The following is a 25,248-nucleotide window of genomic DNA, read 5'->3' as shown; positions in this document are numbered from 1 at the left end:
CCACGGGGCCTGGCTATCCCAACGATACGCTAAAGCCTGAAAGTGAAGCCCGTGTGAAGTATGATGGCGAGCATCGTCTCTTATCAGGACATCCTATGAAACAAATCACCTTTACGCCGCGCCATCACCAGCTTACCAACACCAATACCTGGACGCCTGACAGCCAGTGGCTGGTCTTTGATGTGCGGCCTTCAGGCGCGTCATTTACGGGCAAGACCATTGAGCGTGTCAATGTGCATACCGGCGACGTGGAGGTGATTTATCGCGCTGTGCAGGGCGCGCATGTCGGTGTGGTGACGGTGCATCCTGCCGACAATCACTATGTGTTTATTCATGGCCCTGAAAACCCTGATGAGACGTGGCATTACGATTTCCACCACCGTCGGGGCGTTATTGCAACGCCGGGAGGCGTGACTAACCTCGATGCGATGGATATTACTGCGCCGTATACTCCCGGCGCGCTGCGCGGCGGCAGCCACGTCCATGTATTTAGCCCGAACGGCGAGCTGGTGAGTTTTACCTATAATGACCACGTTCTGCATGAGCGAGATCCGGCGCTGGATCTGCGTAATGTCGGCGTGGCCGTGCCGTATGGGCCGGTAACGGTGCCGGTTCAGCATCCGCGCGAATACAGCGGTAGCCACTGGTGCGTACTGGTTAGCCGCACGACGCCTGCGCCGAGACCTGGCAGCGATGATATTAACCGCGCCTATGAAGAGGGCTGGGTGGGCAACCGCCAGATCGCCTTTATTGGCGATACGCTGTCGCTGACGGGCAAAAAAGTCCCGGAGCTGTTTATTGTCGATTTACCGTGTCATGAAAACGGCTGGAAACAGGCAGGCGACACGCCGCTGACGGGAACCGAATCAACGATGCCATCGCCGCCGTTGGGCGTAGTTCAGCGGCGTCTTACCTTTACTCACCAGCGTGTTTATCCTGGACTCACTAACGAACCACGCCACTGGGTCCGCAGTAATCCGCAGGCGACGGCGATCGCCTTTTTGATGCGGGACGATAACGGCGTAGCGCAACTATGGCTGATATCGCCGCAGGGAGGCGAGCCCTGGCAGTTAACGCATCATGCGACCGGCGTACAGTCAGCGTTTAACTGGCATCCGTCGGGTAAATGGCTGGGACTGGTGCTGGAAAATCGGATTGCCTGCTGCGACGCACAAAGTGGGAAGATCGACTTCTTAACCGCCAGGCACGACAACCCGCCGTCTGCGGACGCCGTCGTTTTTTCACCGGATGGGCGACACGTCGCATGGATGGAAGAGGTGAAAGGGTTCCGTCAGCTATGGGTGACGGAAACCGGGCGATAAATCAGGGAGGAGGCATCTTCGCCGGGGGGATGACGGCATTGGTCATTTTCGTCTCCTCCTCGCTTTTCTCTACGCGCGATCTTACCGAACTGTCTTTGCGGAAGATGTCCCACGGCAGAAGGATCGTATCCATCACGGCGGTAAACGGCATATCCAGGATGGCCAACGATTTGGTGCCCCAGTTTGTCTCATCGTTACCGATCATCGTAGCGCTGGCGCGCGTGCCAGGATAAGTACCCTCTTTACCGCCGGTGTGCGACATGACGCTTGAACAACCGCCTAATAAAAGCATCCCATTCCATATTATCAGCGTTAACAACACGTTTTTTATCATCACTCATTCATCTGTTGGTTGTCGTTATTTGCATGATGAGTTATAGCGATCCGTTGCTAAAAATAACATCACCAGTACGCGGCACTGTGGCAGTAATCGCACTTTAACAATCAGTGCTGTCCCAACCAGTCTATGCAATAGCCAATAAACTGCAAAAAAAAGTCGGATTAAAATACTTGAAAAGTACGTATTCAGACCCATTTATAAGACGTAGTGAATAGAAGGGCACGCCTGATGGGTGTTCTGGCAATCTTGGCCTGTCCATGATGGAAGGTCTGACATTCTCGCTGATTTCAGGAGTTTATGATTATGCGTAACTTTGATTTATCCCCGCTGTACCGTTCTGCCATTGGTTTTGACCGTCTGTTTAACCTGCTTGAAAATAACCAAAGCCAAAGTAATGGCGGCTACCCTCCGTACAACGTTGAGCTGGTAGACGAAAACCACTACCGCATCGCCATTGCCGTTGCCGGTTTCGCAGAAAGCGAACTGGAGATTACTGCCCAGGATAATTTACTGGTGGTAAAAGGTGCTCATGCGGACGAGCAGAAAGAACGTACTTACCTGTATCAGGGCATTGCCGAGCGTAACTTTGAGCGTAAGTTCCAGTTAGCGGAGAACATTCACGTTCGCGGCGCAAACCTGGTCAACGGGCTGCTGTATATCGAACTGGAGCGCGTGATTCCGGAAGCGAACAAACCGCGCCGTATCGAAATTAACTGATTCCGTCGGGTCGCGTTGCGCGGCCTGTCATCCCATGCTCGCCGTCAGGGAGCATATTCGCACGTAAAGTGTGAAGGTAAAAACTCGCTTCTTAGAAGGAGAAATGATTATGCGTAACTACGATTTATCCCCACTGCTGCGTCAATGGATCGGTTTTGACAAGCTGGCCAATGCGCTGCAAAACAGCGGCGAAAGCCAGAGCTTCCCGCCCTATAACATCGAAAAAAGCGACGATAACCATTATCGCATTACCTTAGCGTTAGCCGGTTTCCGTCAGGAAGATCTGGATATTCAACTGGAAGGCACGCGCCTGACGGTGAAAGGCACGCCGGAACAGCCGGAAAACGAGCCCAAATGGTTACATCAGGGCCTGGTCATGCAGCCTTTTAGCCTGAGCTTTACGCTGGCTGAAAATATGGAAGTTTCCGGCGCGACGTTTACCAACGGCCTGCTGCATATTGATTTAACCCGCAACGAGCCGGAAACCATTGCGCCGCAGCGTATCGCCATTAACGAACGCTCCGCATTAAATAGCTAATGAGCTCCTTGCCTTGCCCCGCCAGAGATGGCGGGGCTTTTTTATGCCACGAAAAAGGGTAAGACGCTGCCGAAGTCAGGACGTCTGGGCGGTTTTGTAACATGAGAATGTGCGCCATGCTGTATATATGCCTTAACGGTTCAGTCATAATCCCTATAAATTGAAATGTTACTCACAGGGAAGAGAAGATGAGTGATATCGCATTGACGGTCAGCGTTCTGGCGTTGGTGGCGGTTGTCGGTTTATGGATCGGCAACATTAAAGTGCGCGGTGTCGGCTTTGGTATTGGCGGTGTTCTGTTCGGCGGTATTATCGTCGGCCACTTCGTCGATCAGGCTGGGGTGACGCTGAGCGGCGATATGCTGCACTTTATCCAGGAATTCGGCCTGATCCTTTTTGTTTATACCATCGGCATACAGGTGGGGCCGGGGTTTTTCGCCTCGCTGCGCGTTTCCGGGCTGCGTCTCAATCTGTTTGCTGTTCTGATTGTGATTATGGGCGGGTTGGTCACCGCGATTCTGCATAAAATTTTCGCTATTCCGCTGCCAGTGGTGCTGGGGATTTTCTCCGGCGCAGTCACCAATACGCCTGCGTTAGGGGCGGGTCAGCAAATCCTGCGCGATCTGGGAACGCCAGTGGATCTGGTGGATCAGATGGGGATGAGCTATGCGATGGCGTATCCGTTTGGCATCTGCGGTATTTTGCTCACCATGTGGCTGATGCGGCTGATTTTTCGCGTTAACGTCGAGGCGGAGGCGCAGAAGCACGAATCCTCTCTCGCTAACGGTCATACATTAATTCAAACAATGAATATCCGTGTCGAGAATCCGAACCTCAATAATATGGCTATCCAGGATGTGCCGATCCTGAACAGCGATAAAATCATTTGCTCACGCCTGAAACGCGACGACACGCTGATGGTGCCGTCGCCGGGGACGATTATCCAGGCAGGCGACCTGCTGCACCTCGTCGGCCAATCTACCGACCTGCATAACGCGCAACTGGTGATCGGCAAGGAAGTGGACACCTCGTTGTCGACGCGCGGCACGGATTTACGCGTCGAGCGTGTGGTCGTCACCAACGAAAAAGTGCTCGGCAAACGTATCCGCGATTTGCACTTTAAAGAGCGTTATGACGTGGTTATCTCCCGTCTTAACCGCGCGGGCGTTGAGCTGGTCGCCAGCAGCGACGCCAGCCTGCAGTTTGGCGACATTCTCAATCTGGTGGGGCGTTCTGCTTCGATTGATGCGGTAGCCAATGTGGTCGGCAACGCGCAGCAAAAACTGCAGCAGGTGCAGATGCTGCCGGTGTTTATCGGCATCGGACTGGGGGTTCTGCTTGGGTCGATTCCGTTGTTTGTGCCGGGATTCCCGGTTGCGTTAAAATTGGGGCTGGCCGGCGGGCCGCTGATCATGGCGCTAATTTTGGGGCGTATCGGCAGCATCGGCAAGCTGTACTGGTTTATGCCGCCGAGCGCCAACCTCGCGCTGCGTGAGTTAGGGATTGTTCTGTTTCTGGCGGTCGTCGGGCTGAAATCCGGCGGCGATTTTGTCGATACGCTGACGCAGGGCGAAGGGCTAAGCTGGATTGGCTACGGTATTTTTATCACCGCTATCCCGCTGATTACCGTCGGCTTGCTGGCGCGGATTTTTGCCAAAATGAACTATCTGACGCTGTGCGGGATGCTGGCCGGTTCGATGACCGATCCGCCGGCGCTGGCATTTGCCAACAACCTGCACGCGACCAGCGGCGCGGCGGCGCTCTCTTACGCGACCGTCTACCCGTTGGTGATGTTCCTGCGCATTATCACGCCGCAGCTACTGGCGGTGATTTTTTGGGGAATGGGTTAGCGATGAAAACACTACGCGTCGTCCGGCATGTTACTTCGTATGTTTCAACACCGCCGACGGCGCATAGCCAAACTTATGCTTAAATGCTTTGCTGAAATGGAACGAGTCAAAGAAGTTCAGCGTATCCGCTACCTGACTTACCGTATTTCCTTCCTGCTTTAACAGTGATAACGCCAGTTCAAGCCGGGCATCCATAACGTATTCTTTCGGCGTCTTACCGGTATAACGTAGAAACAGGCGGCGCAGCCAGGCTTCGCTACAGGGGATCGCCGCCGCCATTTCTGCGACGCTCCAGCGCCGTTGCAGGCTGGCGTGTAGCGCGGCCAGTAATTTCTCAATCTGCACTCTTTGTGGGTCTGCTTTACCGTCTGCGCAGATCAGGTAAATCCATTGATAAATTATTTTGGCGAGAAACGCGACGGCAATATTATTCTTAACAGGCTCTGCTACAGTAATTAATTGTGAAACCTCCATTAACTCCTGATTATAAATTTCGCCATTATAAATAACGCTTTGTTGCCGAATAGGAATATCCATCACACTGGTTGGCGTGAATTCCATCCAGTATTGTTCCCAAACTAATCCTTCGCAGTGATAAGACTGGATGTCGGTAGGTTTTAAAAAAATAATACAGTTTCCGTTTAGCGTTATTTGCTCGCCGTCTTTAAGTAAGATCTTTCCACAGCCTTGTACGGTATAGACAGCGACCCAGGAGTTAGCGATTAGCGGCTTCTTTTTATCGCGGGGCCAGATAACCCGATAATGTTCGTCGGCGTAGGTATGCCATAGCGAAATCAATGAAATTCCGCTGGAGATCACATTTTCGTTAATGAGTAGCGGAATATTATACGTAGTTTCGTTTTTTACATGCGAACTTTGCAAATTTCCATTCATTTTATTATCCCGCCGGAGAATTATGCCAGTAACCTGAACTTAACAGAAAAACAGCCGTTCAGGGATATCATGTTTGTATTTTAAGAAATTCGGCTGCCTGACCCGGTAAGTAATATCTCGCGTTGCCCCTACCGCTACCGGGACATAATGAAAAAAGGGCTATGAAATGAATATGCTACAAATTCTGAGCTTTGTCGGCTTTACTCTGCTGGTGGCGATCGTCACCTGGTGGAAGGTGCGTAAAACGGATACCGGTTCCCAACAGGGTTATTTTCTTGCCGGACGTTCGCTAAAAGCGCCGGTGATTGCCGCATCGTTAATGTTGACCAATCTCTCTACCGAACAACTGGTCGGTCTGTCCGGACAGGCTTATAAAAGCGGGATGTCGGTAATGGGCTGGGAGGTCACGTCCGCCGTGACGCTTATCTTTCTGGCGTTGATTTTCCTGCCGCGCTATTTACAGCGTGGGATCGCCACTATTCCCGATTTTCTGGAAGAGCGTTATGACAAAACGACGCGTATTATCATCGACTTCTGTTTTTTGATCGCGACAGGCGTCTGTTTCCTGCCGATTGTGCTCTATTCCGGCGCGCTGGCGCTTAACAGCCTGTTTCATATCGGCGAGTCGCTGAATATCTCACATGGCGCGGCAATCTGGCTGTTGGTGATTCTGCTGGGGCTGGCAGGCATTATTTACGCGGTCATCGGCGGGCTGCGGGCGATGGCCGTCGCGGATTCGATTAACGGTATCGGGCTGGTTATTGGCGGTCTGCTGGTCCCTGTCTTTGGCCTGATTGCGATGGGAAAAGGCAGCTTGCTCCAGGGCATCGAACAGCTCACCACCGTACACGCGGAAAAATTAAACTCTATTGGCGGCGCGTCCGACCCGCTGCCGATTGGCGCGGCGTTTACCGGGCTGATTCTGGTAAATACTTTTTACTGGTGTACGAATCAGGGCATTGTTCAGCGTACGCTGGCCTCTAAAAGCCTGGCGGAAGGACAGAAGGGCGCGTTATTGACAGCCGTCCTGAAAATGCTCGATCCGCTGGTATTGGTTTTGCCAGGCTTAATCGCTTTTCATCTTTATCAGGACTTGCCGAAAGCGGATATGGCTTATCCGACATTAGTGAATAACGTCCTTCCCACGCCATTGGTCGGTTTTTTCGGCGCGGTTTTATTTGGCGCGGTTATTAGCACGTTTAACGGTTTTTTAAACAGCGCCAGCACCTTATTCAGCATGGGCATTTATCGTCGCGTGATTAACGAAAATGCGCAGCCTGAGCGCCTGGTCCGCGTTGGGCGTCAGTTTGGCTTTTTTATTGCGATAATTTCAATACTGGTCGCGCCGTGGATCGCTAATGCGCCGGAAGGGCTCTACAGTTGGATGAAACAGTTGAACGGGATTTATAACGTACCGCTGGTGACGATTATCATTATGGGCTTCTTCTTTCCGCGCATTCCGGCGTTGGCCGCTAAAGTCGCCATGGGGATCGGCATCGTTAGCTATATCACCATCAATTATCTGGTGAAGTTTGATTTTCACTTTCTCTATGTACTGGCCTGCACATTCTGTATCAACGTCGTCGTGATGCTGATTATTGGCGCGATTGCGCCGCGCGCCGCGCCTTTCAAATTTCAGGATGCGTTTGCAGTAGATATGAAGCCGTGGAAAAACGCGAAAATCGCCGCCGTCGGCATCCTGTTTGCGATGGTTGGCGTCTATTCCGGCCTGGCGCAATTCGGGGGCTACCGTACCCAATGGTTGACGATCTTCAGCTACGGCACCACCGCGGCGGTCGTAGCGTATCTGTTTTACAGCAACTGGCAGGCGCGTCGTTCTGCGGCTGTCATATGTCTCTCTAACGCGAAGGATGAAGTATGACCCGGCCTAATTTTCTGCTCATCATGACCGATACGCAGGCCACCAATATGGTGGGGTGCTATAGTGGTAAGCCGTTGAATACGAACAATATAGATAATCTGGCGGCAGAAGGTATCCGCTTTAATTCCGCGTACACCTGTTCGCCGGTTTGCACGCCAGCGCGCGCGGGGCTGTTTACCGGCATTTACGCCAATCAGTCTGGCCCGTGGACGAACAATATCGCGCCGGGAAAAAACATCTCTACGATGGGGCGTTATTTTAAAGATGTCGGTTATCACACCTGTTATATCGGCAAATGGCATTTGGACGGGCATGACTACTTCGGCACCGGCGAGTGTCCGCCTGAGTGGGATGCCGATTACTGGTATGACGGCGCCAATTATCTTGCGGAGCTGACGGATAAAGAGATCGGTTTGTGGCGGAACGGGCTGAACAGCATCGACGATTTACGCGCCAATAATATTGATGAAACCTTTACCTGGGCGCACCGCATCAGCAATCGGGCGGTCGATTTTCTTCAGCGCCCGGAACGATCGGCAACACCTTTTCTGCTGGTAGTCTCCTATGACGAACCGCATCATCCTTTTACCTGTCCGGTTGAGTATCTGGAAAAATATCAGGATTTTTACTACGACCTGGGCGCAAAGGCGCATGACTCGCTTGCCGATAAGCCTGAGCATCACCGGTTATGGGCGCAGGCTATGCCGTCGCCGGTCGGCGAAGATGGCCGCTACCGCCATCCGCTCTATTTTGCCTGTAATGATTTTGTCGACGATCAGATTGGCCGGGTAATGACGTCGCTCACGCCGCAGCAGCGGGAAAACACCTGGGTGATTTATACCTCCGATCATGGCGAAATGATGGGCGCGCATCGGCTTATCAGCAAAGGCGCGGCGATGTACGATGACATTACCCGTATCCCGCTAATTATCCGCGCGCCGCAGGGAGAAGCTCGCCAGATCAACACGCCGGTGAGCCATATTGATTTACTGCCGACGATGATGGCGCTGGCGGAAATTGAAAAGCCGGAGATTCTGCCGGGCGAAAATCTGCTTGCCGCCGAACCGTCGCGCGGCGTGATGGTAGAGTTCAACCGCTATGAAATAGAGCATGACAGCTTCGGCGGGTTTATTCCGGTACGCTGCTGGGTGACAGACCGCTATAAACTGGTGCTGAATCTGTTTACCAGCGATGAACTTTATGACAGATATAATGATCCCGGTGAGCTGCATAATCTGATTGATGCCCCCGAATTCGTCAATGTTCGCGACCAGATGCACGACGCGCTGCTCGATTATATGGACAAAATTCGCGATCCGTTCCGGACCTATCAGTGGAGTCTGCGCCCGTGGCGTAAAACCGCGCAGCCGCGCTGGATGGGCGCTTTTCGTCCGCGTCCGCAAGACGGTTATTCGCCGGTGGTGCGCGACTACGACACGGGGTTGCCTACGCAAGGCGTGAAAATAGAAGACAAGCAGCAGAAGTTCTGATTAACATGCGGAGTGGCGCCGATCCGGCCTGTAAAATCATTATACAGGCCGGATAGATGTAGAAGTAAGAGACAAAGGAGTCGTAATGAAGATTTCCCGCCTCGGAGAAGCGCCGGATTACCGCTTCTCACTGGCAAATGAGCGCACCTTTCTGGCGTGGATTCGCACCTCGCTGGGATTTCTGGCGGCAGGCGTCGGTCTTGATCAGCTCGCCCCGGATTTTGCCACGCCGGTGATCCGTGAACTGCTGGCGCTACTGTTGTGTCTGTTTGCGGGCGGCCTGGCGATTTATGGCTATCTACGCTGGTTACGTAATGAAAAAGCGATGCGTCTGAAAGAGGATTTGCCCTATACCCATAGCCTGTTGATCATCAGCGTTATTTTGATGATTGTCGCGGTGATAGTGATGGGGCTGGTACTGTATGCCGGATAGTCGTAAAGCCCGTCGGCAGAACGATCCGGGACTGCAACCGGAGCGTACGTCGCTGGCCTGGTTTCGCACGCTGCTGGGATACGGGGCGTTAATGGCATTAGCCGTCAGGCACCACTGGCATCAGGCGGGGTTCTTGTTCTGGGTGTCGATCAGCGTTCTGGCGATAGTGGCGGTGATTCTTTGGCGTTATACCCTGAGTCGTAATTTGATGGATGTCGCGCATAGCGATTTTTCCGAAACTCATGTCGTGCGTGACAAATTTTTGATCTCCCTCGCGGTGTTGTCGCTCGCAATCCTGTTTGCTGTTACCCATATTCGCCAACTTATTGCATTTATCGGGAATTTTATATGACAGGACGTCAGGACATTGTCGTGAGTGATGACCAGATTCAGGTCGTCGTAAACCGCCAGAATAGCCAGCGCCCTCAGCAACTGTACCGTAACTTACAACGGCTCGGCATTCGCAATGTCCATTTTATCCCATTGTTGGAACATGACCGGAACGGAATGTTGACCGAGGATTCATTGTGTTCAGCAGACTGGGGGCGGTTTTTAAATAGCGTATTTGATATTTGGGTACGTGAAGATATTCAGCGTATCTCGGTCCGCCTTTTTGATGAGACGCTACAGCAGTGGTGCGGCGGCAGGAATGGCGCTGAAGCGCCGGACAAGGCGCCGCTAAGCGCTGAATGTCAGAAGTGCTCTTTATTACGATTTTGCGGCGGCGGATGCCCTGAGCATCGGGACAGCCAGGGGAAAAATCAGCTTTGCGAGGGCTACCAGACCTTTTTTAACTACTCCTCGCCGCATATGCGGGTGATGCGGGATTTACTGAAACAGCATCGCTCGCCGGAGGAGTTGATGGCGATGCTGCGTTAGCGTCACAGGCCTGATAAGCGTAGCGCCATCAGGCGATGGCGTGCCGGATGGCGCAGCCGTCTTTCCGGCACTGAGCGAGTATTAGCGTCCTTTCGCCAGGTATTGTTCCATTTCATCCTCCGGCACCATGCCGCCCCCGGTTGCCCATACCAGATGCGTCGCGTTGCCGAGCTGCGTCTGACTGAATCCATGCCTTTGCTGATACTCGGCGGCGGCGCAAATGCGCTGTGGCCCGGCCATCCCCGCCAGAGCTGATGGCTCCAGTCGAATTCCTTCCTCCTGCGCCAGCCAGCCCAGCATGTCATACATTGTTTGATCGTCTAAGGTATAAAGGCCGTCAAGCAGACGCTCCATTGCCCGACCAACAAAGCCCGAAGCGCGACCTACCGCCAGGCCGTCAGCCGCCGTCAGGTTATCAATACCGATATCTTGTACTGAGATGGCATCGTGCAGACCGGTATAAACGCCGAGTAACATGCAGGGTGAATGAGTCGGTTCGGCAAAGAAACAGTGGACGTTGTCGCCAAACGCCAGTTTTAGGCCAAAGGCGACGCCGCCAGGGCCGCCGCCAACGCCGCACGGTAGATAAACAAACAGTGGGTGACTGGCGTCAACGACGCGTCCCTGCTGCGCGAATTGCGCTTTCAGACGCTGACCCGCTACCGCATAGCCCAGAAATAGCGTGCGGGAGTTTTCATCGTCGATAAAGAAACAGTTTGGATCGGATTGTGCTGCTTTTCGGCCCTGCTCAACCGCCACGCCGTAATCATCCTCGTATTCCACGACCGTCACGCCGTGGCTACGCAGCTTCGCTTTTTTCCAGGCGCGGGCGTCGGCAGACATATGTACCGTCACTTTAAAACCGATGCAGGCGCTCATGATACCGATCGATAGCCCCAGATTGCCGGTTGAACCGACGGCGATACTGTACTGGCTGAAGAATTGTTTAAATTCCGGCGAAAGCAACACGCTATAGTCATCGTCGGTGGTTAACAGACCCGCCTCCAGCGCCAGTTTTTCCGCGTGCGTTAGCACCTCGTAGATGCCGCCGCGCGCTTTAATGGAACCAGAGATTGCCAGGTGACTGTCTTTTTTTAACAGCATTTCACCGTCGATCGTTTGCCCATACTCTTTTTCCAGCCGCTTTTGCATGGCCGGAATAGCGACCACGTCAGATTCGATCATGCCGCCAGCGGCAGCGGTTTGCGGAAACGCTTTCGCCAGATACGGCGCAAAGCGCGCCAGACGGTCATGGGCGGCGTTTACGTCCTGCTCCGTCAGGCCGACATACGGTAGACCTTGTGCAAGAGAGGTGGCGCCCGGGTTAAACCAGGTGGTTTCTTTGAGGGCGACCAGATCCTCGACCAAAGGATACCGGGCGATGAGCTTTTGTATGTTTTCCATAGTACGTCTCTTTACGATCAGATGATAAAGGAAAGCAGGAATGTGCCAGCCAGTGCAACGACAGATGCGATAAACGTGGCCGTCGTATAGTATTTAAACGTTTCATTCAGCGTAGCGCCGCAATACTGCTTGACCAGCCAGAATAGGGAATCGGTCACGATCGTGCAGCCAATGGCGCCGGAACCAATGGCAATCGCAATGATCTCCGGGCTGACGTCAGGATAGAGCGGCAGCATGGGCGCAACAATCGCGGTGGCGCCCATCATCGCCACCGTCGCAGAGCCGACCGCCGCGTGCAGAATCAGCGCTACCAGCCATGCCAGCAGAATCGGGTGCATATGCATATTTGAGAGGATCACCGCCAGCGTGTCCGCCAGCCCGCTACTTTTGAGAATGGCGTTGAACGCGCCGCCCGCGCCGATAATCAGCAGGATGTTCGCAATGGCGCCAAAGCCGTTTTCGGTGTGGGTAAGTAGTGTGCCCATACCCATATGCTGGCGCAGACCGAGTATGTAATACGCCACAAAGACAGCGATAAACATCGCGGTGATCGGATTACCGATAAACTCCAGCAGCGTATACAACGTGCCGTCTTTCGCCATATTCAGTTCAGCGACGGTTTTCACCAGCATCAGGCCAATCGGCAATAGAACGGTAAACAGCGTTGCGCCCAGCGACGGCAGGGTGTTTTCGGCGCGCACTTCAAGATCCGCAAACTCTGTCGGTACGGTCTTGAACGGCAGACGATTACCCAGAAACTTTAAGAACAGCGGGCCGCCGACCAATGAGGCCATCAGTCCGACCAGCAGACCGTAGACAATCACCGAGCCGATATCCGCTCCCAGTTTATTTGCGACAAACAGCGCAGCCGGATGCGGCGGTACCACGCAATGGACGGCCATCAGCGCGGTACACAGCGGAATGGCCAGCTTCAGCAGCGAGGTATGGGTTTTTTTAGCGATAGAAAACGCCAGTGGGATGAGCAACACGACGCCCACTTCCACGAACAACGTGATTCCGCAAATCAGCCCCACCAGTACCATGATCACGTCAGCAGAGAGCCAGCGGCAGCGCTGGAGCGTAAGCCCGATGCGTTCCGCCGCGCCGGAAACCTCCATCATTTTGCCGAGGATGGTGCCAAGACCGATAACGGCGGCCAGAAAACCGAGCGTACCGCCTATTCCATTTTCTATCGCCGTGACCATCTCCAGCGGCCCCATGCCCATCATCGCGCCGACAAAGAAACTGGCGAGCAGTAACGCGAGGAAGGGGTGGAATTTAAATTTCACGATGGTCAATACGATTAACACGATGCTGATCAGCAGCGTGCTCACTACCCAGATTTGAGCGTGCATATCTCACCTACCCTGTGATTAATCTGTTCTTATTGGACAGAAAAACAGCACCCCCTGACAAACGATATAATTTGCCATTCACATGATGTAAATTGAATCAACTATGTGATTTCCATCTAATATTGCCTTTATTTTGCGATATGGTTCATTTTGCTTCATCTATGTGCGGATTTTTTCAGCGTGTTTTTTTACACTTCGGGAAATTAAAAGATGACTGAGGTTGCCATGGAACCCCTTCGCGATACCCGAAACCGCTTACTCAACGGTTGGCAGTTATCCAAACTCTATACTTTTGAAGTCGCGGCCAGACACCAGTCCTTTGCTCTGGCGGCAGATGAGCTGTCGTTAAGCCCCAGTGCGGTAAGCCATCGTATCAATCAACTGGAAGCCGAGTTGGGAATCCAGCTATTTGTCCGCTCTCACCGTAAAGTGGAGCTTACTCATGAAGGCAAACGGGTATTCTGGGCGCTGAAATCGTCGCTGGATACGTTGAATCAGGAAATTCTCGATATCAAAAATCAGGAACTGTCCGGCACGTTGACCGTGTATTCCCGTCCCTCTATCGCCCAGTGCTGGCTGGTGCCCGCGCTGGGGGACTTTACCCGTCGCTATCCGTCAATTTCTCTCACTATGTTGACCGGCAACGATAACGTTAACCTACAGCGTGCCGGCATTGACCTGGCTATCTATTTTGACGATGCGCCGTCGGCGCAGCTCACGCACCATTTTTTAATGGATGAGGCGATTTTGCCCGTTTGCAGCCCGGATTACGCCCATCGTTTCGCCTTGCAGGACAACCTGAATAACCTGCGGCACTGTACGCTCTTACACGACAGACAGGCGTGGAGTAACGATTCGGGCACCGATGAGTGGCACAGTTGGGCGCAGCATTTTGCAGTAAATTTGCCGGATTCATCCGGCATTGGCTTCGATCGTTCTGATTTAGCGGTGATTGCCGCGATGAACCACATTGGCGTGGCGATGGGGCGTAAACGGCTGGTGCAAAAGCGTCTCGACAGCGGAGAACTGATTGCGCCTTTTGGTGACATGAGGCTGAAATGTCATCAGCATTATTATGTCACCACTCTGCCTGGCAGGCAGTGGCCGAAAATCGAGGCATTTATTCGCTGGTTGCAGGAACAGGTGTGAAGATTTATTACGCTTTGTCGCTACACCTGCCGGGAGTGAATATGCTAAATACGTGCTATCACCGTGGTAAAAATTTTAGGGGGCGTCGTGTTTAAACCGCTTATTGCCTCTCTCATGCTGACCAGCGCGGTCGTCTATGCGAAACCGATGCCTTTGACGGCGGCGCGCTATGCGCAGCAGCTTGGCGTTGGGATGGATGTTGACTGGGCGCGAACGGAACGGGGTATCCGCGAGTTTGATCCGCTGGTCGTGCGGGATTTTAAGGCAAAAGGGTTAACGCATGTCCGTATTCGTGTGGCAGGCGCGCCGACGGAAGCGCGCCTCATCCATTTGCGTAAGCTGGTAGAAGCCTGCGAATACTATGGCGTCATACCCATTATTGCCTATCAGGCGGATGCGTATAAAACCGATCCCAGCGCCAGCCATGAAAAGGAGCTGATCAACTGGTGGAGCGTGGTCGCGCGCTATTTTGGTCAGACATCCCCGCTTCTGGGGTTCGATCTCATTTATGAGCCTGCCGACAAACTTAATCATAATATGGCGTCGCTGAATCGCGTATATGACAAAACCATCCGCCTGATTCACGCCATTGACCCACAGCGGATGATTTTCGTTGCCCCCCGCATGCGCGCCGCGCCGGAGGATTTGTCGGCGCTTAAACTGCCGGCGCAAAGCCAGAACTATGTACTGGCGGAGTGGCACATCTTCCCGTGGGGACCCCTGAAAAGCGGCGGTAAATATCCGTGGACGTCAGGCACGGCGGCGGAAAAAGCGGCGATTCGGGCACGGATTAACGCCGCGGTTCGCTGGCAGCATAAGACCGGCCATGCAAGCTGGGTGGGCGGATGGGCGCCGGGAGAGTCGATAAAAATGACGCCGGTCGCTTCACAATTCGCGTTTGCCCGTTTTATGGCCTGCGAGCTGAAAAAAGCGCATATTCCGTATGCGATAAACGCAGACACTCAGTTTTATGACGGCGAAGAAGGAGCGTGGCGCCCGGCGCAGGAGCCCCTGCTCAATGCGATGATCGCGCCGGAATGTGAAACGCCCGGCAAAAAGCCGGGCGAGGGGAACGTTAAACCGTCTGTCCCTGATGCGATATCCGTGATGCCAGCGGCAGCCAGCACGCCAGGATCAGCAACCCCATAAGGGTCATCAACAGTCCCAGGCTGCCCTGACCGGTTTGCGGCAGCATTGCCGAAAGCCACGCCAGTACGCCGGAACCAATATTTTGCAGCCCGCCGACCAGCGCGCCAGCGGTGCCTGCGAGGAACGGAAACGGCTCCATCGCGCCGCTGGTGGCCAGTGGAAATAACATCCCGGCGCCGAAGAAAAACAGCGCAGCGGGGATGAGTAGCGTCCAGACGTTCATCACGCCAAACCAGCCGGGAATCCACATCATAAGGCCTGCCAGCAGACAGCAAATAACTGACTGCCACATCAGGGTTGAGAAGCGTTTATTCGGGCGTCCGGCAAACCAGGCGCCGAAGAACGCCGCCGGAATCGGCAGAATAAACAGAATGCTTACCACCATACTGCTGAGACCTAATACTGCCCCCATCAGCACGCCGGAACAGGCTTCAAAGACAGCAATGCCAGCCAGCCCGCCGATTAGCATCAGCAGGTAACAGTTAAATGCGCCGTTACCAAACAGCGTTTTATAGCTGGCGATCAGCCGTGTGCGCGGCGCGCCGGCGGGGCGGGTTTCCGGCATCCAGCGCGCCATGCTGAAGGTGACGCCAGCGCAAAGCACCAGCAGGAAAGCGTAACACGCGCGCCAGTTCCACAGGGTATCCAGCAGGCCGCCAATCAGCGGCGCTAACAGCGGGCTGACCAGAATCCCCATATTTAACAGGCTATTGGCATGACGAAGCTGCGTTCCTTCATACAGATCGCGCGGGAGCGTTCTCGCCATTACTCCGCCAACGCCGGTTCCCATCCCTTGCATGGCGCTGGCGGCAATCAACACCGTCAAACTATGCGTGGTCATGGCGAACAGAGTCGCTACCATAAAAATAGACATGCCGACGAGGATTACCGGGCGGCGTCCAACCCGGTCGGAAAGCGGGCCGTAAAACAGTTGCGAGACGCCGTAGGTCAGGAGGTAAGCAGCCATTACGCTCTGGACGGCGCCTTCCCGGACGTTTAGCGCTTGTGCCATATCGGCGATGGCGGGAATATAAATGGTTTGCGCCATCTGCCCTACGGCTACCAGTAACACCAACATCAACAACAAATTGACGTTTCTCTGCCTTTTCATTTCGCTGATTACTTTTCAAAAAAAGAAAAAATAAGAATAACTTGCTGCGCATTCCCATAAATGCGAGAGGAATCTATCACACCAGAAAAAGAAGGCCAGACAGCGACCAGCAATGGCAGACGAAGGAACGGCAGGATATGTAAACAAAAGCGGCAACAAATGTTGCCGAGAATGTGTTACGTCTGCGGCTGTTATCAATTTGCGCGTAAGACCTCGCATAATCGGGCGGAGATATAAGCGCGGTAACTGCGTAACATTTTTTGACCTTCGTCAATATGGCTTACATTTTTCAGCGTATTTTGTAAGTCATATGAAGCGCGCCTATAAATATCGATTCTATCCAACACCCGGGCAGGTTGAGCTTTTAGCTCAAACGTTCGGGTGCGTGCGTTTTGTCTATAACAGCATCCTCCGCTGGCGCACTGACGCGTACTATAAGCGTCAGGAGAAAATCGGCTATACGCAAGCCAGCGCACGATTAACGGCGCTGAAAAAGGAGCCGGAATTTGCCTGGCTCAATGATGTTTCCAGCGTGCCGCTACAGCAAGCCTTGCGCCACCAACAGGCCGGACTCTCAAACTTTTTCGCCGGACGAGCCAGATATCCGACATTCAAAAGCAAGCGCCATAAACAGGCTGCTACGCTCACCGATGCCGCGTTTAAATACCGCGATGGCAAGTTGTACATGGCAAAGAGCAAAGCGCCTTTAGACGTGCGCTGGAGTCGCCCGCTGCCGTCCGTGCCGTCTACCGTCACCGTGTCCAGAGATGCCGCCGGGCGGTACTTTGTTTCGTGTCTTTGCGAGTCTGAACCTGCATCACTGCCGCTCACCTCTTCAATGGTCGGCATTGATGTTGGTTTAAAAGATGTGTTCGTCACCGATAGCGGATTCAGGTCCGGCAATCCCCGCCATACCGCGAAATACGCGGCTCGCCTGGCGCTACTCCAGCGCCGGTTAAGCAAAAAGGCCAAAGGCTCAAAGAACCGCGCCAGAGCCCGCTTAAAGGTGGCCCGACTCCACGCGAAAATAGCCGATTGCCGAATGGATGCCCTGCACAAGGCCACCCGCAAACTCATTAACGAGAATCAAGTTGTTTGCGTCGAATCCCTCAAAGTGAAAAACATGCTCCGCAACCCGTCACTGTCAAAAGCGATAGCAGACGCAGGCTGGAGCGAATTTGTGCGCCAGCTCCGGTACAAAGGCGAATGGGCCGGACGTTCAGTGGTAGCCATTGAGCAGTTTTTCCCGTCCTCAAAACGCTGTAGCCGTTGCGGTTTCATGATGAAAAAAATGCCGCTGTATGTCAGGAAATGGCACTGCCCGGAATGCGGCGCAGACCATGACCGTGACATAAACGCGGCACGGAATATAAAAGCGGCGGGACTCGCCGTGTTAGCTTGTGGAGAGCCGGTAATCCCTGAACCGCTTAATGCGGCTCAGGTTCGGCTCCGCGAAACAAGAATCCTTGCCCTTTAGGGCGAGGAGTACGTCAATGGGCAATCATGACAGACGGAGTAAAATCGCCCCGAGGGCAATCCCGCCAGCCGCCACCAGACGTAGCCCGGCCACTTTCTCTTTAAGCAACAGCCAGGCTATCAGCGCGCCGAATAAAATCGATGTCTCACGCAGCGCGGCGACCACCGCCAGCGGCGCCTGGGTCATGGCCCATAGCGCCAGCCCATAAGATCCCATAGTGCCAATCCCGCCAAAAATGCCTTTTTTCCACTGTTGCGCCAGATAACGCGACGCTTCCCGCCGCCGCGCAATCATCGCCCAGGTTAACAGGCAGGCGCCGTTGAGAAAAAATGACCATAGCGTATAGCCCAGCGCCGTTTCTGAGAGTCTTACGCCGGTCCCGTCCACCAGCGTATATCCGGCAATAAAACAGGCGTTAGTTAATGCCAGCACGACACCACGTTGAGAGCTGGCGCGGCCATTACAGGCCATCCCAAGTATCGCCATGCAGATCACTGCGATGCCGACCCAGGCTATCGACGACAGGCTGTCGCCAAGAAACAGAACGCTAATGAGCGCCACCAGCAGCGGCGCGGTGCCGCGCATAAGAGGATAGGTCTGGCTCATGTCCGAGACCTGATAGGTTTTCGCCACCAGGACGGTATACACCACCTGGAGCGCGGTAGAGGCCGCTAAAAAAGGGATACTGGCGTGAGCTGGCTGCGGCGAGAAGGGCAAAAGGATCAATGCCATGACCGCCGCGGAACCGCTGACGCCGATCGCGGCGTAGAGCTTATCGTTTCCCGCTTTGACAATGGCGTTCCAGCTGGCATGTAGCAGCGCGGCGAACAGCAAAATGCAGAAAACGGAAAGGGTCATAGCGTCAGGCGTCGTTGAGGGTGTCATAAAAACGTAACATACCCGGGAAGCGAAAGACCAGCGGATAAGGTGAAAGGGGAGCGGTTGCCCGCTCCCCTTCGGTGCGGCTTGAATCTGAATTACTTAAGGTATTTCAGAACAGCATCAAGCAGTTGCAGTGCTGCAACAATGAGTTTCAGGATAAGAATGGTGATATCCACTACGCTCATACGCGTCTCCTGTGGTTAAGGAGCACTGCCAGCCGACGTACCTTTCCGCTGCCTGTTGCCAGCTGTTGCGCACGCGATCCCTTTTGCGAGGAATAGTGTGCGTGTTGACATAACACAGTGTGCTCACGAGGGGGTTAAGGCGCTGACGGCACCACCCGTTTCAGCCAGGACTTCGTTGCGCCGGTTTACGATGCGGCCCCCGCATAACACATTGTGTCAAAGACATTATAGTTAAGCACTGTATAAATTAACAGTAATTTATAGACAGAACGGAGCTTCTGATCCATACTCAAATTCATCAAAATTCGCGCCGAAATTGCGCGTTCTGCACAGAACGCGTATACTTCTGCTGTTGACATAACACAGTGTGCTTCGCGGCTACCACCCGCATTACGCTGTAAGAACCTCGCTTCGGCGAGGTTTTTTGTTTTCCGGCATTGTGAAACGCGTGATCATCAATCCCGGCGATTACCGGAGGGCGCTACGCTTATCACGCCTATACTCAAAGCGTGTAAATTCGTAGAAAAATGTGATCGCTGAAGCATTTTTGTGCAGATGAAAATTTTTCCGTTGTCATGCTGAAAGCGCTGTGCTTGTATAAAACGTGTTAATAACAAACAGACAAGGCCCCTAATGAACCCTTCCATGCTGAACGCGACCCTACTAACAACTGCGCCATCTCGCGCAGTGGTCGTCGTGCGTGTGGTGGTGGTCGTCGGCAATGCGCCGTAGGGTCCGGAACACACACGATTCCAAAACCCCGCCGGCGCAAACCGGGCGGGGTTTTTTGTTTAAGACACCTTCCCGGAACGTCGGCTCAGAATAAAAGGAATGGAGCATGGCAAGTTCGGGCACAACATCTACACCTCAGCGCTTTACGGGCGCGGAATTCATTGTTCATTTTCTGGAGCGTCAGGGGATTCGTATCGTCACCGGCATTCCCGGCGGTTCGATCCTCCCCGTTTACGACGCGTTAAGCCAAAGCACGCAAATCCGTCATATTCTGGCGCGCCACGAACAAGGCGCGGGGTTTATTGCGCAGGGGATGGCGCGGACGGAGGGTAAACCTGCTGTTTGTATGGCCTGTAGCGGGCCGGGCGCGACCAATCTGGTCACGGCCATTGCCGATGCGCGCCTGGATTCCATTCCGTTAATCTGCATTACCGGGCAGGTTCCGGCGTCCATGATCGGTACTGACGCGTTTCAGGAAGTGGATACCTACGGTATCTCTATCCCCATCACCAAGCACAACTATCTGGTCAGAAATATCAACGAGCTGCCTCAGGTGATGAGCGATGCTTTTCGTCTGGCGCAGTCGGGGCGTCCTGGCCCGGTGTGGATAGACGTTCCTAAAGATGTGCAGACGGCGACAATTGAGCTGGATGCGTTGCCGTCGCCGGCGGAAAAATCACCCCCGCCGGAGTTTAGCGCGGAGAGTATCCGCGAGGCCGCCGCAATGATTAACGCGGCGAAGCGTCCGGTGCTGTATCTGGGCGGCGGCGTGATCAATGCGCCGACACGCGTGCGCGAACTGGCGGAAAAAGCGCAACTGCCGACGACAATGACCTTAATGGCGCTGGGAATGCTGCCTAAGGCGCATCCGCTGTCGTTAGGAATGCTGGGGATGCACGGCGCGCGCAGTACCAATTTTATTCTGCAAGAGGCCGATTTACTGATTGTCCTGGGCGCGCGTTTTGATGACCGGGCGATTGGCAAAACGGAGCAGTTTTGTCCGAACGCCAAAATCATCCATGTGGATATCGATCGCGCCGAGTTAGGCAAAATTAAGCAGCCGCATGTGGCTATTCAGGCGGATGTCGATGATGTACTGGCACAGTTAATTCCCCATATCGAGGCACAGCCGCGGGAAGCATGGCATCAGTTGGTGGCGGACTTGCAGCAAGAATTCCCTTGCAGTATTCCCCAGGAAAATAACCCGCTTAGTCACTATGGGCTGATTAATGCGGTCGCCGCCTGTGTGGACGACAACGCGATTATTACCACTGACGTAGGTCAGCATCAGATGTGGACCGCGCAGGCTTATCCGCTCAACCGTCCGCGTCAGTGGCTGACTTCCGGCGGGCTGGGCACCATGGGGTTTGGTCTGCCCGCGGCGATTGGCGCGGCGCTGGCGAATCCGGGCAACAAGGTGCTGTGTTTTTCCGGCGACGGTAGTTTGATGATGAATATTCAGGAGATGGCTACCGCCAGTGAAAACCAGTTGGATGTGAAAATTATCCTGATGAATAACGACGCGCTGGGACTGGTACATCAGCAACAGAGTCTGTTCTATAAACAGGGCGTTTTTGCGGCAACCTATCCGGGAAGCATCAATTTTATGCAGATTGCCGCCGGGTTTGGTCTGGATACCTGTGATTTGAATAACGAAGCCGATCCGCAGGCGGCGTTGCAGGCTATCATTCGTCGTCCTGGACCGGCGTTGATCCACGTGCGCATTGATGCGGAAGAAAAAGTGTATCCGATGGTGCCGCCGGGCGCGGCAAATACAGAGATGGTGGGGGAATAAGCCATGCAGAAACAATCACATGATAACGTTATTCTGGAGCTGACCGTTCGCAACCATCCTGGCGTGATGACCCACGTCTGCGGGCTGTTCGCCCGACGCGCTTTCAACGTTGAGGGTATTCTCTGTTTACCGATTCAGGGTAGCGATCAGAGCCGCATCTGGCTTCTGGTCAATGACGATCAGCGGCTTGAACAGATGATCAGTCAGATCGATAAACTGGAAGACGTGGCGAAGGTGGTACGAAACCAGTCCGATCCCACCATGTTCAATAAAATTGCCGTCTTTTTTGAGTAAGTTATTCACTTTCCGAATCAGGCGTGATGACTTTGACGGAACCATTCCGACAGTGAACGGCATAATCTGTCGGTAATGGGCGATCGCTAATCAGGACATCAAAGGCAGAAAGCGGACCAATGCTGGCAGGCGCGACCTCATCAAACAGGGCGTGACGCGCCAGCAAAATTTTGCGCAGACCGCGCTCCATCGCTTTACGTTTGGCGGCAAGATCATCCGGGTTAAACCAGCTCACGCCAAAATGTTCATGTACGCCGCTGGCGGAAATAAACACTTTGCGCGGATTGAGCGAATCCAGCGCCGAAGGATTATTGGCATCATAAAAGGCATCGCTCTTGGCCCGATAGGTGCCGCCGCACAGAATCGCCGTGGCATTAGGCTTTTCATTCAGCGCGATAAATACCCGATGCGAGTAGCAAATCCCGGTAAAGGTAATATCATCCGGTATCATGCTGATAACTAATGGCATTTCCGGACCGTTATCAAAAAAAACCAAATCGTTTTCACGCACCAGGCCGGCGGCCAGGATCGCAACGGGAAGGTCGTCCCTATGATGCGTCTTTTTCGCCGGCAGCGGCATATTGGTTGAAGACGTAGGCTTATTTACCATGACGATATAGCCGCCGAGCAGCGTCAGCGGTAAAGGGTCATCATCCTGGCTGAGATCGCGGCGAATGGTCATCACCGAAACTTCCAGCATCCGCGCGGCGTCTTTCAGATGGATTCGATCGGTCTTTTTCAGTAACTCCATCAAGCGTCGGATACGTTCTTTTTGCTTGGTCTCCATTCACCCTCTCCGCAAATCATGTTGTTATGTTCCATCAGTAACATTTATGTGTTTCTGAGAACATTACAGTGTGGCACTACTATACGTCTGGCCGTCAGGAAATAAAAGTGGGTTTATTCGCGTTTTATAACAATAAATAGTTAATTTTCAGTAAATTGTAACCATAAAAATGATTTGTTCCGCCAGGGATTGTTCACGAAGTAAATGGCAAAATGATCCTCTAATCGCGATCATAGTCACAAATGATACGGAAGTAACATGATAATGTTATTTTAATATCATTGTCGTGTGACGATTTCTGAGAGGGAGTAAAATGGATATCGCGGTTATTGGCTCTAACATGGTGGACCTTATCACTTACACCAACCAGATGCCCAAAGAAGGGGAAACTCTGGAAGCGCCGGCGTTTAAAATCGGCTGCGGCGGAAAAGGGGCGAACCAGGCCGTGGCGGCCGCTAAGCTCAATTCGAAAGTATTGATGTTGACCAAAGTGGGCGACGATATTTTTGCCGACAACACCATTCGTAATCTCGAATCCTGGGGGATCAATACGACGTATGTAGAAAAAGTACCGTGTACCAGCAGCGGCGTAGCGCCGATTTTCGTCAACGCCAACTCCAGCAACAGCATTCTGATCATCAAAGGCGCTAACAAGTTTCTCTCGCCGGAAGATATCGATCGCGCGGCGGAAGATTTAAAAAAATGCCAGCTTATTGTTCTGCAACTGGAAGTTCAGCTTGAAACGGTTTATCACGCAATAGAATTTGGCAAGAAACACGGGATTGAAGTGTTATTAAATCCTGCGCCAGCATTACGGGAATTAGATATGTCTTATGCCTGTAAATGCGATTTCTTTGTACCCAATGAAACCGAGCTGGAAATATTAACCGGTATGCCAGTGGATACCTATGACCATATCCGCGCAGCGGCACGTTCGCTGGTGGATAAAGGGCTGAACAATATTATTGTCACCATGGGTGAGAAAGGCGCGCTGTGGATGACGCGTGACCAGGAAGTCCATGTCCCGGCGTTTAGAGTGAGCGCTGTTGATACCAGCGGCGCGGGCGATGCCTTTATCGGCTGTTTCGCGCATTATTATGTCCAGAGCGGGGATGTGGAAGCCGCCATGAAAAAAGCCGTTCTCTTTGCCGCTTTCAGCGTCACCGGGAAAGGCACCCAATCCTCTTATCCAAGTATTGAGCAATTTAATGAGTATCTTTCGTTGAACGAATAACAATCACCCTGCACTGTTAAAGGTAGCACTATGAACGATAAAAACATCGTTCAGATGCCCGACGGGTATCTGAATAAGACACCTCTGTTCCAGTTTATTTTGTTATCCTGTTTATTCCCATTATGGGGATGCGCAGCCGCGTTAAATGATATTCTGATTACGCAATTTAAAAGTGTATTTTCGCTGAGCAACTTTGCTTCGGCATTAGTACAAAGCGCCTTTTATGGCGGTTATTTTTTAATTGCTATTCCGGCCTCGCTGGTCATTAAAAAAACCAGTTATAAAGTGGCGATACTTATCGGCCTGACGCTATACATTGTCGGCTGTACGCTCTTTTTCCCGGCGTCGCACATGGCGACCTACACCATGTTCCTCGCGGCGATTTTCGCCATTGCGATTGGCCTGAGTTTCCTGGAAACGGCGGCGAATACCTACAGTTCGATGATCGGGCCGAAAGCCTACGCCACGCTGCGGCTGAATATCAGCCAGACCTTTTATCCGATCGGCGCGGCGGCAGGCATTTTATTGGGTAAATATCTGGTCTTTTCCGAAGGGGAAAGCCTGGAAAAACAGATGGCGGGCATGAATGCTGAGCAAGTCCACAACTTCAAGGTGCTGATGCTGGAAAACACTCTGGAACCCTATAAGTACATGATTATGGTTCTGGTAGTGGTGATGGTACTGTTCCTGCTGACGCGTTTCCCGACCTGTAAAGTCGCGCAAACCGCGAGTCATAAACGCCCTTCGGCGCTGGATACGTTACGCTATCTCGCCAGCAACGCCCGTTTCCGTCGCGGTATTGTGGCGCAGTTCCTGTATGTGGGAATGCAGGTGGCGGTCTGGTCGTTCACTATCCGTCTGGCGCTGGAATTAGGCGATATCAATGAGCGCGATGCCTCAACCTTTATGGTCTACAGCTTCGCCTGCTTTTTTATCGGCAAGTTTATCGCCAACATTCTGATGACGCGCTTTAACCCGGAAAAAGTCCTGATCCTTTACTCTGTGATCGGCGCGCTGTTCCTGGCCTATGTAGCGCTGGCGCCCAGCTTTAGCGCGGTATACGTGGCGGTGCTGGTCAGTGTTCTGTTTGGCCCCTGCTGGGCGACCATTTATGCCGGAACGCTCGATACCGTCGATAACGAGCATACCGAAATGGCGGGGGCGGTGATCGTGATGGCGATTGTCGGCGCGGCGGTGGTTCCCGCGATTCAGGGCTACGTGGCGGACATGTTCCACTCGTTACAGCTCTCATTCCTGGTTTCCATGCTGTGCTTTGTTTACGTTGGCGTTTACTTCTGGCGCGAAAGCAAAGTGCGCGGCAACCTGGCTGAAGTCGCCGCGTCCTGAGG

The 25,248-nt window shown here is 53.2% G+C and carries 25 protein-coding genes, 1 pseudogene and 1 other annotated feature; of the genes and pseudogenes, 17 read left to right on the top strand and 9 right to left on the bottom strand.

Annotated elements, in window-relative coordinates; genetic code table 11:
* Positions 1–95: 95 nt before the first annotated feature.
* Positions 96–1,322 (top strand): DUF3748 domain-containing protein, encoded by a 1,227-nt coding sequence (locus ACLD11_RS16770; protein ID WP_080083819.1) that lies wholly within the window; start codon positions 96–98, stop codon positions 1,320–1,322.
* A 1-nt stretch (position 1,323) separates the two neighbouring features.
* Here ACLD11_RS16770 and ACLD11_RS16765 read toward each other — a convergent pair whose 3' ends face one another.
* Positions 1,324–1,656, bottom strand: a complete 333-nt coding sequence (locus ACLD11_RS16765; RefSeq protein ID WP_001543704.1) for a YceK/YidQ family lipoprotein — start codon at positions 1,654–1,656, stop codon at positions 1,324–1,326.
* Between the two features lie 242 nt (positions 1,657–1,898).
* Positions 1,899–1,972: a sequence feature (ROSE (Repression Of Heat Shock gene Expression) occurs in the 5'-region of heat shock genes and acts as an RNA thermometer to modulate expression.), on the top strand.
* Here ACLD11_RS16765 and ibpA point away from each other — a divergent pair.
* From ibpA to ACLD11_RS16750, 3 genes are all read left to right on the top strand, one after another.
* A complete protein-coding gene (gene ibpA, locus ACLD11_RS16760) occupies positions 1,966–2,379 on the top strand; it encodes a small heat shock chaperone IbpA (protein ID WP_001532742.1) in 414 nt (137 codons plus the stop codon). (Overlaps the previous feature by 7 nt.)
* A gap of 109 nt (positions 2,380–2,488) precedes the next feature.
* Positions 2,489–2,917: a small heat shock chaperone IbpB gene (gene ibpB, locus ACLD11_RS16755; protein ID WP_001246919.1), complete on the top strand. Its 429-nt coding sequence runs from the start codon at positions 2,489–2,491 to the stop codon at positions 2,915–2,917.
* Between the two features lie 188 nt (positions 2,918–3,105).
* A complete protein-coding gene (locus ACLD11_RS16750) occupies positions 3,106–4,767 on the top strand; it encodes a putative transporter (protein ID WP_183059750.1) in 1,662 nt (553 codons plus the stop codon).
* A 30-nt stretch (positions 4,768–4,797) separates the two neighbouring features.
* On the opposite strand, the gene ACLD11_RS16745 is transcribed toward ACLD11_RS16750, so the two are convergent.
* Complete coding sequence (locus tag ACLD11_RS16745) at positions 4,798–5,661, bottom strand: AraC family transcriptional regulator (RefSeq protein ID WP_156010375.1); 864 nt, start codon at positions 5,659–5,661, stop codon at positions 4,798–4,800.
* 166 nt (positions 5,662–5,827) lie between these two features.
* Here ACLD11_RS16745 and ACLD11_RS16740 point away from each other — a divergent pair, with 166 nt between their 5' ends.
* The 5 genes from ACLD11_RS16740 to ACLD11_RS16720 all read left to right on the top strand — a co-directional run bounded on the left by ACLD11_RS16740 (position 5,828) and on the right by ACLD11_RS16720 (position 10,345).
* Positions 5,828–7,543, top strand: coding sequence for a solute:sodium symporter family transporter (locus ACLD11_RS16740; RefSeq protein ID WP_183059749.1), 1,716 nt, complete (start codon positions 5,828–5,830; stop codon positions 7,541–7,543).
* On the top strand, positions 7,540–9,033 hold the full coding sequence (locus ACLD11_RS16735) for a sulfatase-like hydrolase/transferase (protein WP_411015134.1): 1,494 nt from the start codon (positions 7,540–7,542) through the stop codon (positions 9,031–9,033). Before ACLD11_RS16740 ends, ACLD11_RS16735 begins: the two co-directional genes overlap by 4 nt.
* 85 nt (positions 9,034–9,118) lie before the next feature.
* Complete coding sequence (locus ACLD11_RS16730; RefSeq protein WP_000703964.1) at positions 9,119–9,466, top strand: YidH family protein; 348 nt, start codon at positions 9,119–9,121, stop codon at positions 9,464–9,466.
* On the top strand, positions 9,456–9,818 hold the full coding sequence (locus tag ACLD11_RS16725; protein ID WP_001113454.1) for a DUF202 domain-containing protein: 363 nt from the start codon (positions 9,456–9,458) through the stop codon (positions 9,816–9,818). Before ACLD11_RS16730 ends, ACLD11_RS16725 begins: the two co-directional genes overlap by 11 nt.
* A complete protein-coding gene (locus ACLD11_RS16720; RefSeq protein ID WP_000147830.1) occupies positions 9,815–10,345 on the top strand; it encodes a radical SAM protein in 531 nt (176 codons plus the stop codon). The genes ACLD11_RS16725 and ACLD11_RS16720 overlap by 4 nt, the downstream gene beginning before the upstream one ends.
* Positions 10,346–10,426: 81 nt before the next feature.
* Here the strand turns inward: ACLD11_RS16720 and dsdA are convergent, their stop codons facing one another.
* Positions 10,427–11,749, bottom strand: coding sequence for a D-serine ammonia-lyase (dsdA, locus tag ACLD11_RS16715; RefSeq protein WP_000427987.1), 1,323 nt, complete (start codon positions 11,747–11,749; stop codon positions 10,427–10,429).
* A 17-nt stretch (positions 11,750–11,766) separates the two neighbouring features.
* On the bottom strand, positions 11,767–13,104 hold the full coding sequence (gene dsdX / locus ACLD11_RS16710; RefSeq protein WP_411015133.1) for a D-serine transporter DsdX: 1,338 nt from the start codon (positions 13,102–13,104) through the stop codon (positions 11,767–11,769).
* Between the two features lie 225 nt (positions 13,105–13,329).
* Between dsdX and dsdC the strand changes: the two genes are divergently transcribed.
* On the top strand, positions 13,330–14,253 hold the full coding sequence (gene dsdC, locus ACLD11_RS16705) for a DNA-binding transcriptional regulator DsdC (protein WP_001522218.1): 924 nt from the start codon (positions 13,330–13,332) through the stop codon (positions 14,251–14,253).
* Positions 14,254–14,316: 63 nt separating this feature from the next.
* Positions 14,317–15,402 (top strand): cellulase family glycosylhydrolase, encoded by a 1,086-nt coding sequence (locus ACLD11_RS16700; protein WP_411015132.1) that lies wholly within the window; start codon positions 14,317–14,319, stop codon positions 15,400–15,402.
* Here ACLD11_RS16700 and emrD read toward each other — a convergent pair.
* Positions 15,329–16,513 (bottom strand): multidrug efflux MFS transporter EmrD, encoded by a 1,185-nt coding sequence (gene emrD / locus ACLD11_RS16695; RefSeq protein ID WP_000828737.1) that lies wholly within the window; start codon positions 16,511–16,513, stop codon positions 15,329–15,331. The genes ACLD11_RS16700 and emrD overlap by 74 nt on opposite strands.
* Before the next feature lie 310 nt (positions 16,514–16,823).
* On the opposite strand from emrD, the gene ACLD11_RS16690 reads away from it, so the two are divergent.
* Entirely contained in the window at positions 16,824–17,990 is a 1,167-nt protein-coding gene (locus ACLD11_RS16690; protein WP_411015131.1) for an RNA-guided endonuclease InsQ/TnpB family protein, read from the top strand.
* A gap of 24 nt (positions 17,991–18,014) precedes the next feature.
* Here the strand turns inward: ACLD11_RS16690 and ACLD11_RS16685 are convergent, their stop codons facing one another.
* From ACLD11_RS16685 to ACLD11_RS16675, 3 genes and pseudogenes are all read right to left on the bottom strand, one after another.
* Positions 18,015–18,875: an EamA family transporter gene (locus ACLD11_RS16685; RefSeq protein WP_411015130.1), complete on the bottom strand. Its 861-nt coding sequence runs from the start codon at positions 18,873–18,875 to the stop codon at positions 18,015–18,017.
* A gap of 92 nt (positions 18,876–18,967) precedes the next feature.
* Entirely contained in the window at positions 18,968–19,057 is a 90-nt protein-coding gene (gene tisB / locus ACLD11_RS16680; protein ID WP_000117642.1) for a type I toxin-antitoxin system toxin TisB, read from the bottom strand.
* Positions 19,054–19,168: pseudogene (locus ACLD11_RS16675) on the bottom strand (hypothetical protein). The gene tisB and the pseudogene ACLD11_RS16675 overlap by 4 nt, the downstream one beginning before the upstream one ends.
* 522 nt (positions 19,169–19,690) lie before the next feature.
* Here ACLD11_RS16675 and ivbL point away from each other — a divergent pair.
* The 3 genes from ivbL (at position 19,691) to ilvN (ending at position 21,878) form a co-directional block, all read left to right on the top strand.
* Positions 19,691–19,789 (top strand): ilvB operon leader peptide IvbL, encoded by a 99-nt coding sequence (gene ivbL / locus ACLD11_RS16670; RefSeq protein ID WP_001541152.1) that lies wholly within the window; start codon positions 19,691–19,693, stop codon positions 19,787–19,789.
* A 106-nt stretch (positions 19,790–19,895) separates the two neighbouring features.
* Positions 19,896–21,584: an acetolactate synthase large subunit gene (ilvB, locus tag ACLD11_RS16665; protein WP_000168439.1), complete on the top strand. Its 1,689-nt coding sequence runs from the start codon at positions 19,896–19,898 to the stop codon at positions 21,582–21,584.
* A 3-nt stretch (positions 21,585–21,587) separates the two neighbouring features.
* Positions 21,588–21,878 (top strand): acetolactate synthase small subunit, encoded by a 291-nt coding sequence (ilvN, locus tag ACLD11_RS16660; protein WP_001171826.1) that lies wholly within the window; start codon positions 21,588–21,590, stop codon positions 21,876–21,878.
* 1 nt (position 21,879) lies between these two features.
* Here ilvN and ACLD11_RS16655 read toward each other — a convergent pair whose 3' ends face one another.
* Positions 21,880–22,665, bottom strand: a complete 786-nt coding sequence (locus ACLD11_RS16655) for a DeoR family transcriptional regulator (RefSeq protein ID WP_000448642.1) — start codon at positions 22,663–22,665, stop codon at positions 21,880–21,882.
* A 313-nt stretch (positions 22,666–22,978) separates the two neighbouring features.
* On the opposite strand from ACLD11_RS16655, the gene rbsK reads away from it, so the two are divergent.
* Both rbsK and fucP read left to right on the top strand, forming a co-directional pair.
* Positions 22,979–23,899, top strand: coding sequence for a ribokinase (rbsK, locus tag ACLD11_RS16650; RefSeq protein WP_023227699.1), 921 nt, complete (start codon positions 22,979–22,981; stop codon positions 23,897–23,899).
* Positions 23,900–23,929: 30 nt separating this feature from the next.
* The gene (gene fucP, locus ACLD11_RS16645) at positions 23,930–25,246 is read left to right on the top strand and encodes an L-fucose:H+ symporter permease (RefSeq protein WP_000998359.1); all 1,317 of its coding nucleotides are present in this window, start codon (positions 23,930–23,932) and stop codon (positions 25,244–25,246) included.
* The last annotated feature ends 2 nt before the right edge of the window (positions 25,247–25,248 follow it).

This window comes from Salmonella sp. 741265116_PST (assembly GCF_046567715.1).
GTDB lineage: Bacteria > Pseudomonadota > Gammaproteobacteria > Enterobacterales > Enterobacteriaceae > Salmonella > Salmonella enterica.
Note: the sequence above shows the minus strand (reverse complement) of the source record. Positions and strands in the feature narration are given on the sequence as shown.

What these genes read in the sequence shown, in the direction of transcription:
- ilvN (WP_001171826.1), top strand. Translation starts at nt 21,588, where the DNA reads ATGCAGAAACAATCACATGATAACGTTATTCTGGAGCTGACCGTTCGC.
- dsdA (WP_000427987.1), bottom strand. Translation starts at nt 11,749, where the DNA reads ATGGAAAACATACAAAAGCTCATCGCCCGGTATCCTTTGGTCGAGGAT.
- ACLD11_RS16690 (WP_411015131.1), top strand. Translation starts at nt 16,824, where the DNA reads ATGAAGCGCGCCTATAAATATCGATTCTATCCAACACCCGGGCAGGTT.
- ACLD11_RS16770 (WP_080083819.1), top strand. Translation starts at nt 96, where the DNA reads ATGAAACAAATCACCTTTACGCCGCGCCATCACCAGCTTACCAACACC.
- ibpB (WP_001246919.1), top strand. Translation starts at nt 2,489, where the DNA reads ATGCGTAACTACGATTTATCCCCACTGCTGCGTCAATGGATCGGTTTT.
- ACLD11_RS16750 (WP_183059750.1), top strand. Translation starts at nt 3,106, where the DNA reads ATGAGTGATATCGCATTGACGGTCAGCGTTCTGGCGTTGGTGGCGGTT.
- ilvB (WP_000168439.1), top strand. Translation starts at nt 19,896, where the DNA reads ATGGCAAGTTCGGGCACAACATCTACACCTCAGCGCTTTACGGGCGCG.
- dsdX (WP_411015133.1), bottom strand. Translation starts at nt 13,104, where the DNA reads ATGCACGCTCAAATCTGGGTAGTGAGCACGCTGCTGATCAGCATCGTG.
- ACLD11_RS16685 (WP_411015130.1), bottom strand. Translation starts at nt 18,875, where the DNA reads ATGACACCCTCAACGACGCCTGACGCTATGACCCTTTCCGTTTTCTGC.
- ACLD11_RS16765 (WP_001543704.1), bottom strand. Translation starts at nt 1,656, where the DNA reads ATGATAAAAAACGTGTTGTTAACGCTGATAATATGGAATGGGATGCTT.
- fucP (WP_000998359.1), top strand. Translation starts at nt 23,930, where the DNA reads ATGAACGATAAAAACATCGTTCAGATGCCCGACGGGTATCTGAATAAG.
- emrD (WP_000828737.1), bottom strand. Translation starts at nt 16,513, where the DNA reads ATGAAAAGGCAGAGAAACGTCAATTTGTTGTTGATGTTGGTGTTACTG.
- rbsK (WP_023227699.1), top strand. Translation starts at nt 22,979, where the DNA reads ATGGATATCGCGGTTATTGGCTCTAACATGGTGGACCTTATCACTTAC.
- ACLD11_RS16735 (WP_411015134.1), top strand. Translation starts at nt 7,540, where the DNA reads ATGACCCGGCCTAATTTTCTGCTCATCATGACCGATACGCAGGCCACC.
- ACLD11_RS16740 (WP_183059749.1), top strand. Translation starts at nt 5,828, where the DNA reads ATGAATATGCTACAAATTCTGAGCTTTGTCGGCTTTACTCTGCTGGTG.
- ivbL (WP_001541152.1), top strand. Translation starts at nt 19,691, where the DNA reads ATGAACCCTTCCATGCTGAACGCGACCCTACTAACAACTGCGCCATCT.
- tisB (WP_000117642.1), bottom strand. Translation starts at nt 19,057, where the DNA reads ATGAGCGTAGTGGATATCACCATTCTTATCCTGAAACTCATTGTTGCA.
- ACLD11_RS16720 (WP_000147830.1), top strand. Translation starts at nt 9,815, where the DNA reads ATGACAGGACGTCAGGACATTGTCGTGAGTGATGACCAGATTCAGGTC.
- ACLD11_RS16730 (WP_000703964.1), top strand. Translation starts at nt 9,119, where the DNA reads ATGAAGATTTCCCGCCTCGGAGAAGCGCCGGATTACCGCTTCTCACTG.
- ACLD11_RS16655 (WP_000448642.1), bottom strand. Translation starts at nt 22,665, where the DNA reads ATGGAGACCAAGCAAAAAGAACGTATCCGACGCTTGATGGAGTTACTG.
- ACLD11_RS16745 (WP_156010375.1), bottom strand. Translation starts at nt 5,661, where the DNA reads ATGAATGGAAATTTGCAAAGTTCGCATGTAAAAAACGAAACTACGTAT.
- ACLD11_RS16725 (WP_001113454.1), top strand. Translation starts at nt 9,456, where the DNA reads ATGCCGGATAGTCGTAAAGCCCGTCGGCAGAACGATCCGGGACTGCAA.
- ibpA (WP_001532742.1), top strand. Translation starts at nt 1,966, where the DNA reads ATGCGTAACTTTGATTTATCCCCGCTGTACCGTTCTGCCATTGGTTTT.
- dsdC (WP_001522218.1), top strand. Translation starts at nt 13,330, where the DNA reads ATGGAACCCCTTCGCGATACCCGAAACCGCTTACTCAACGGTTGGCAG.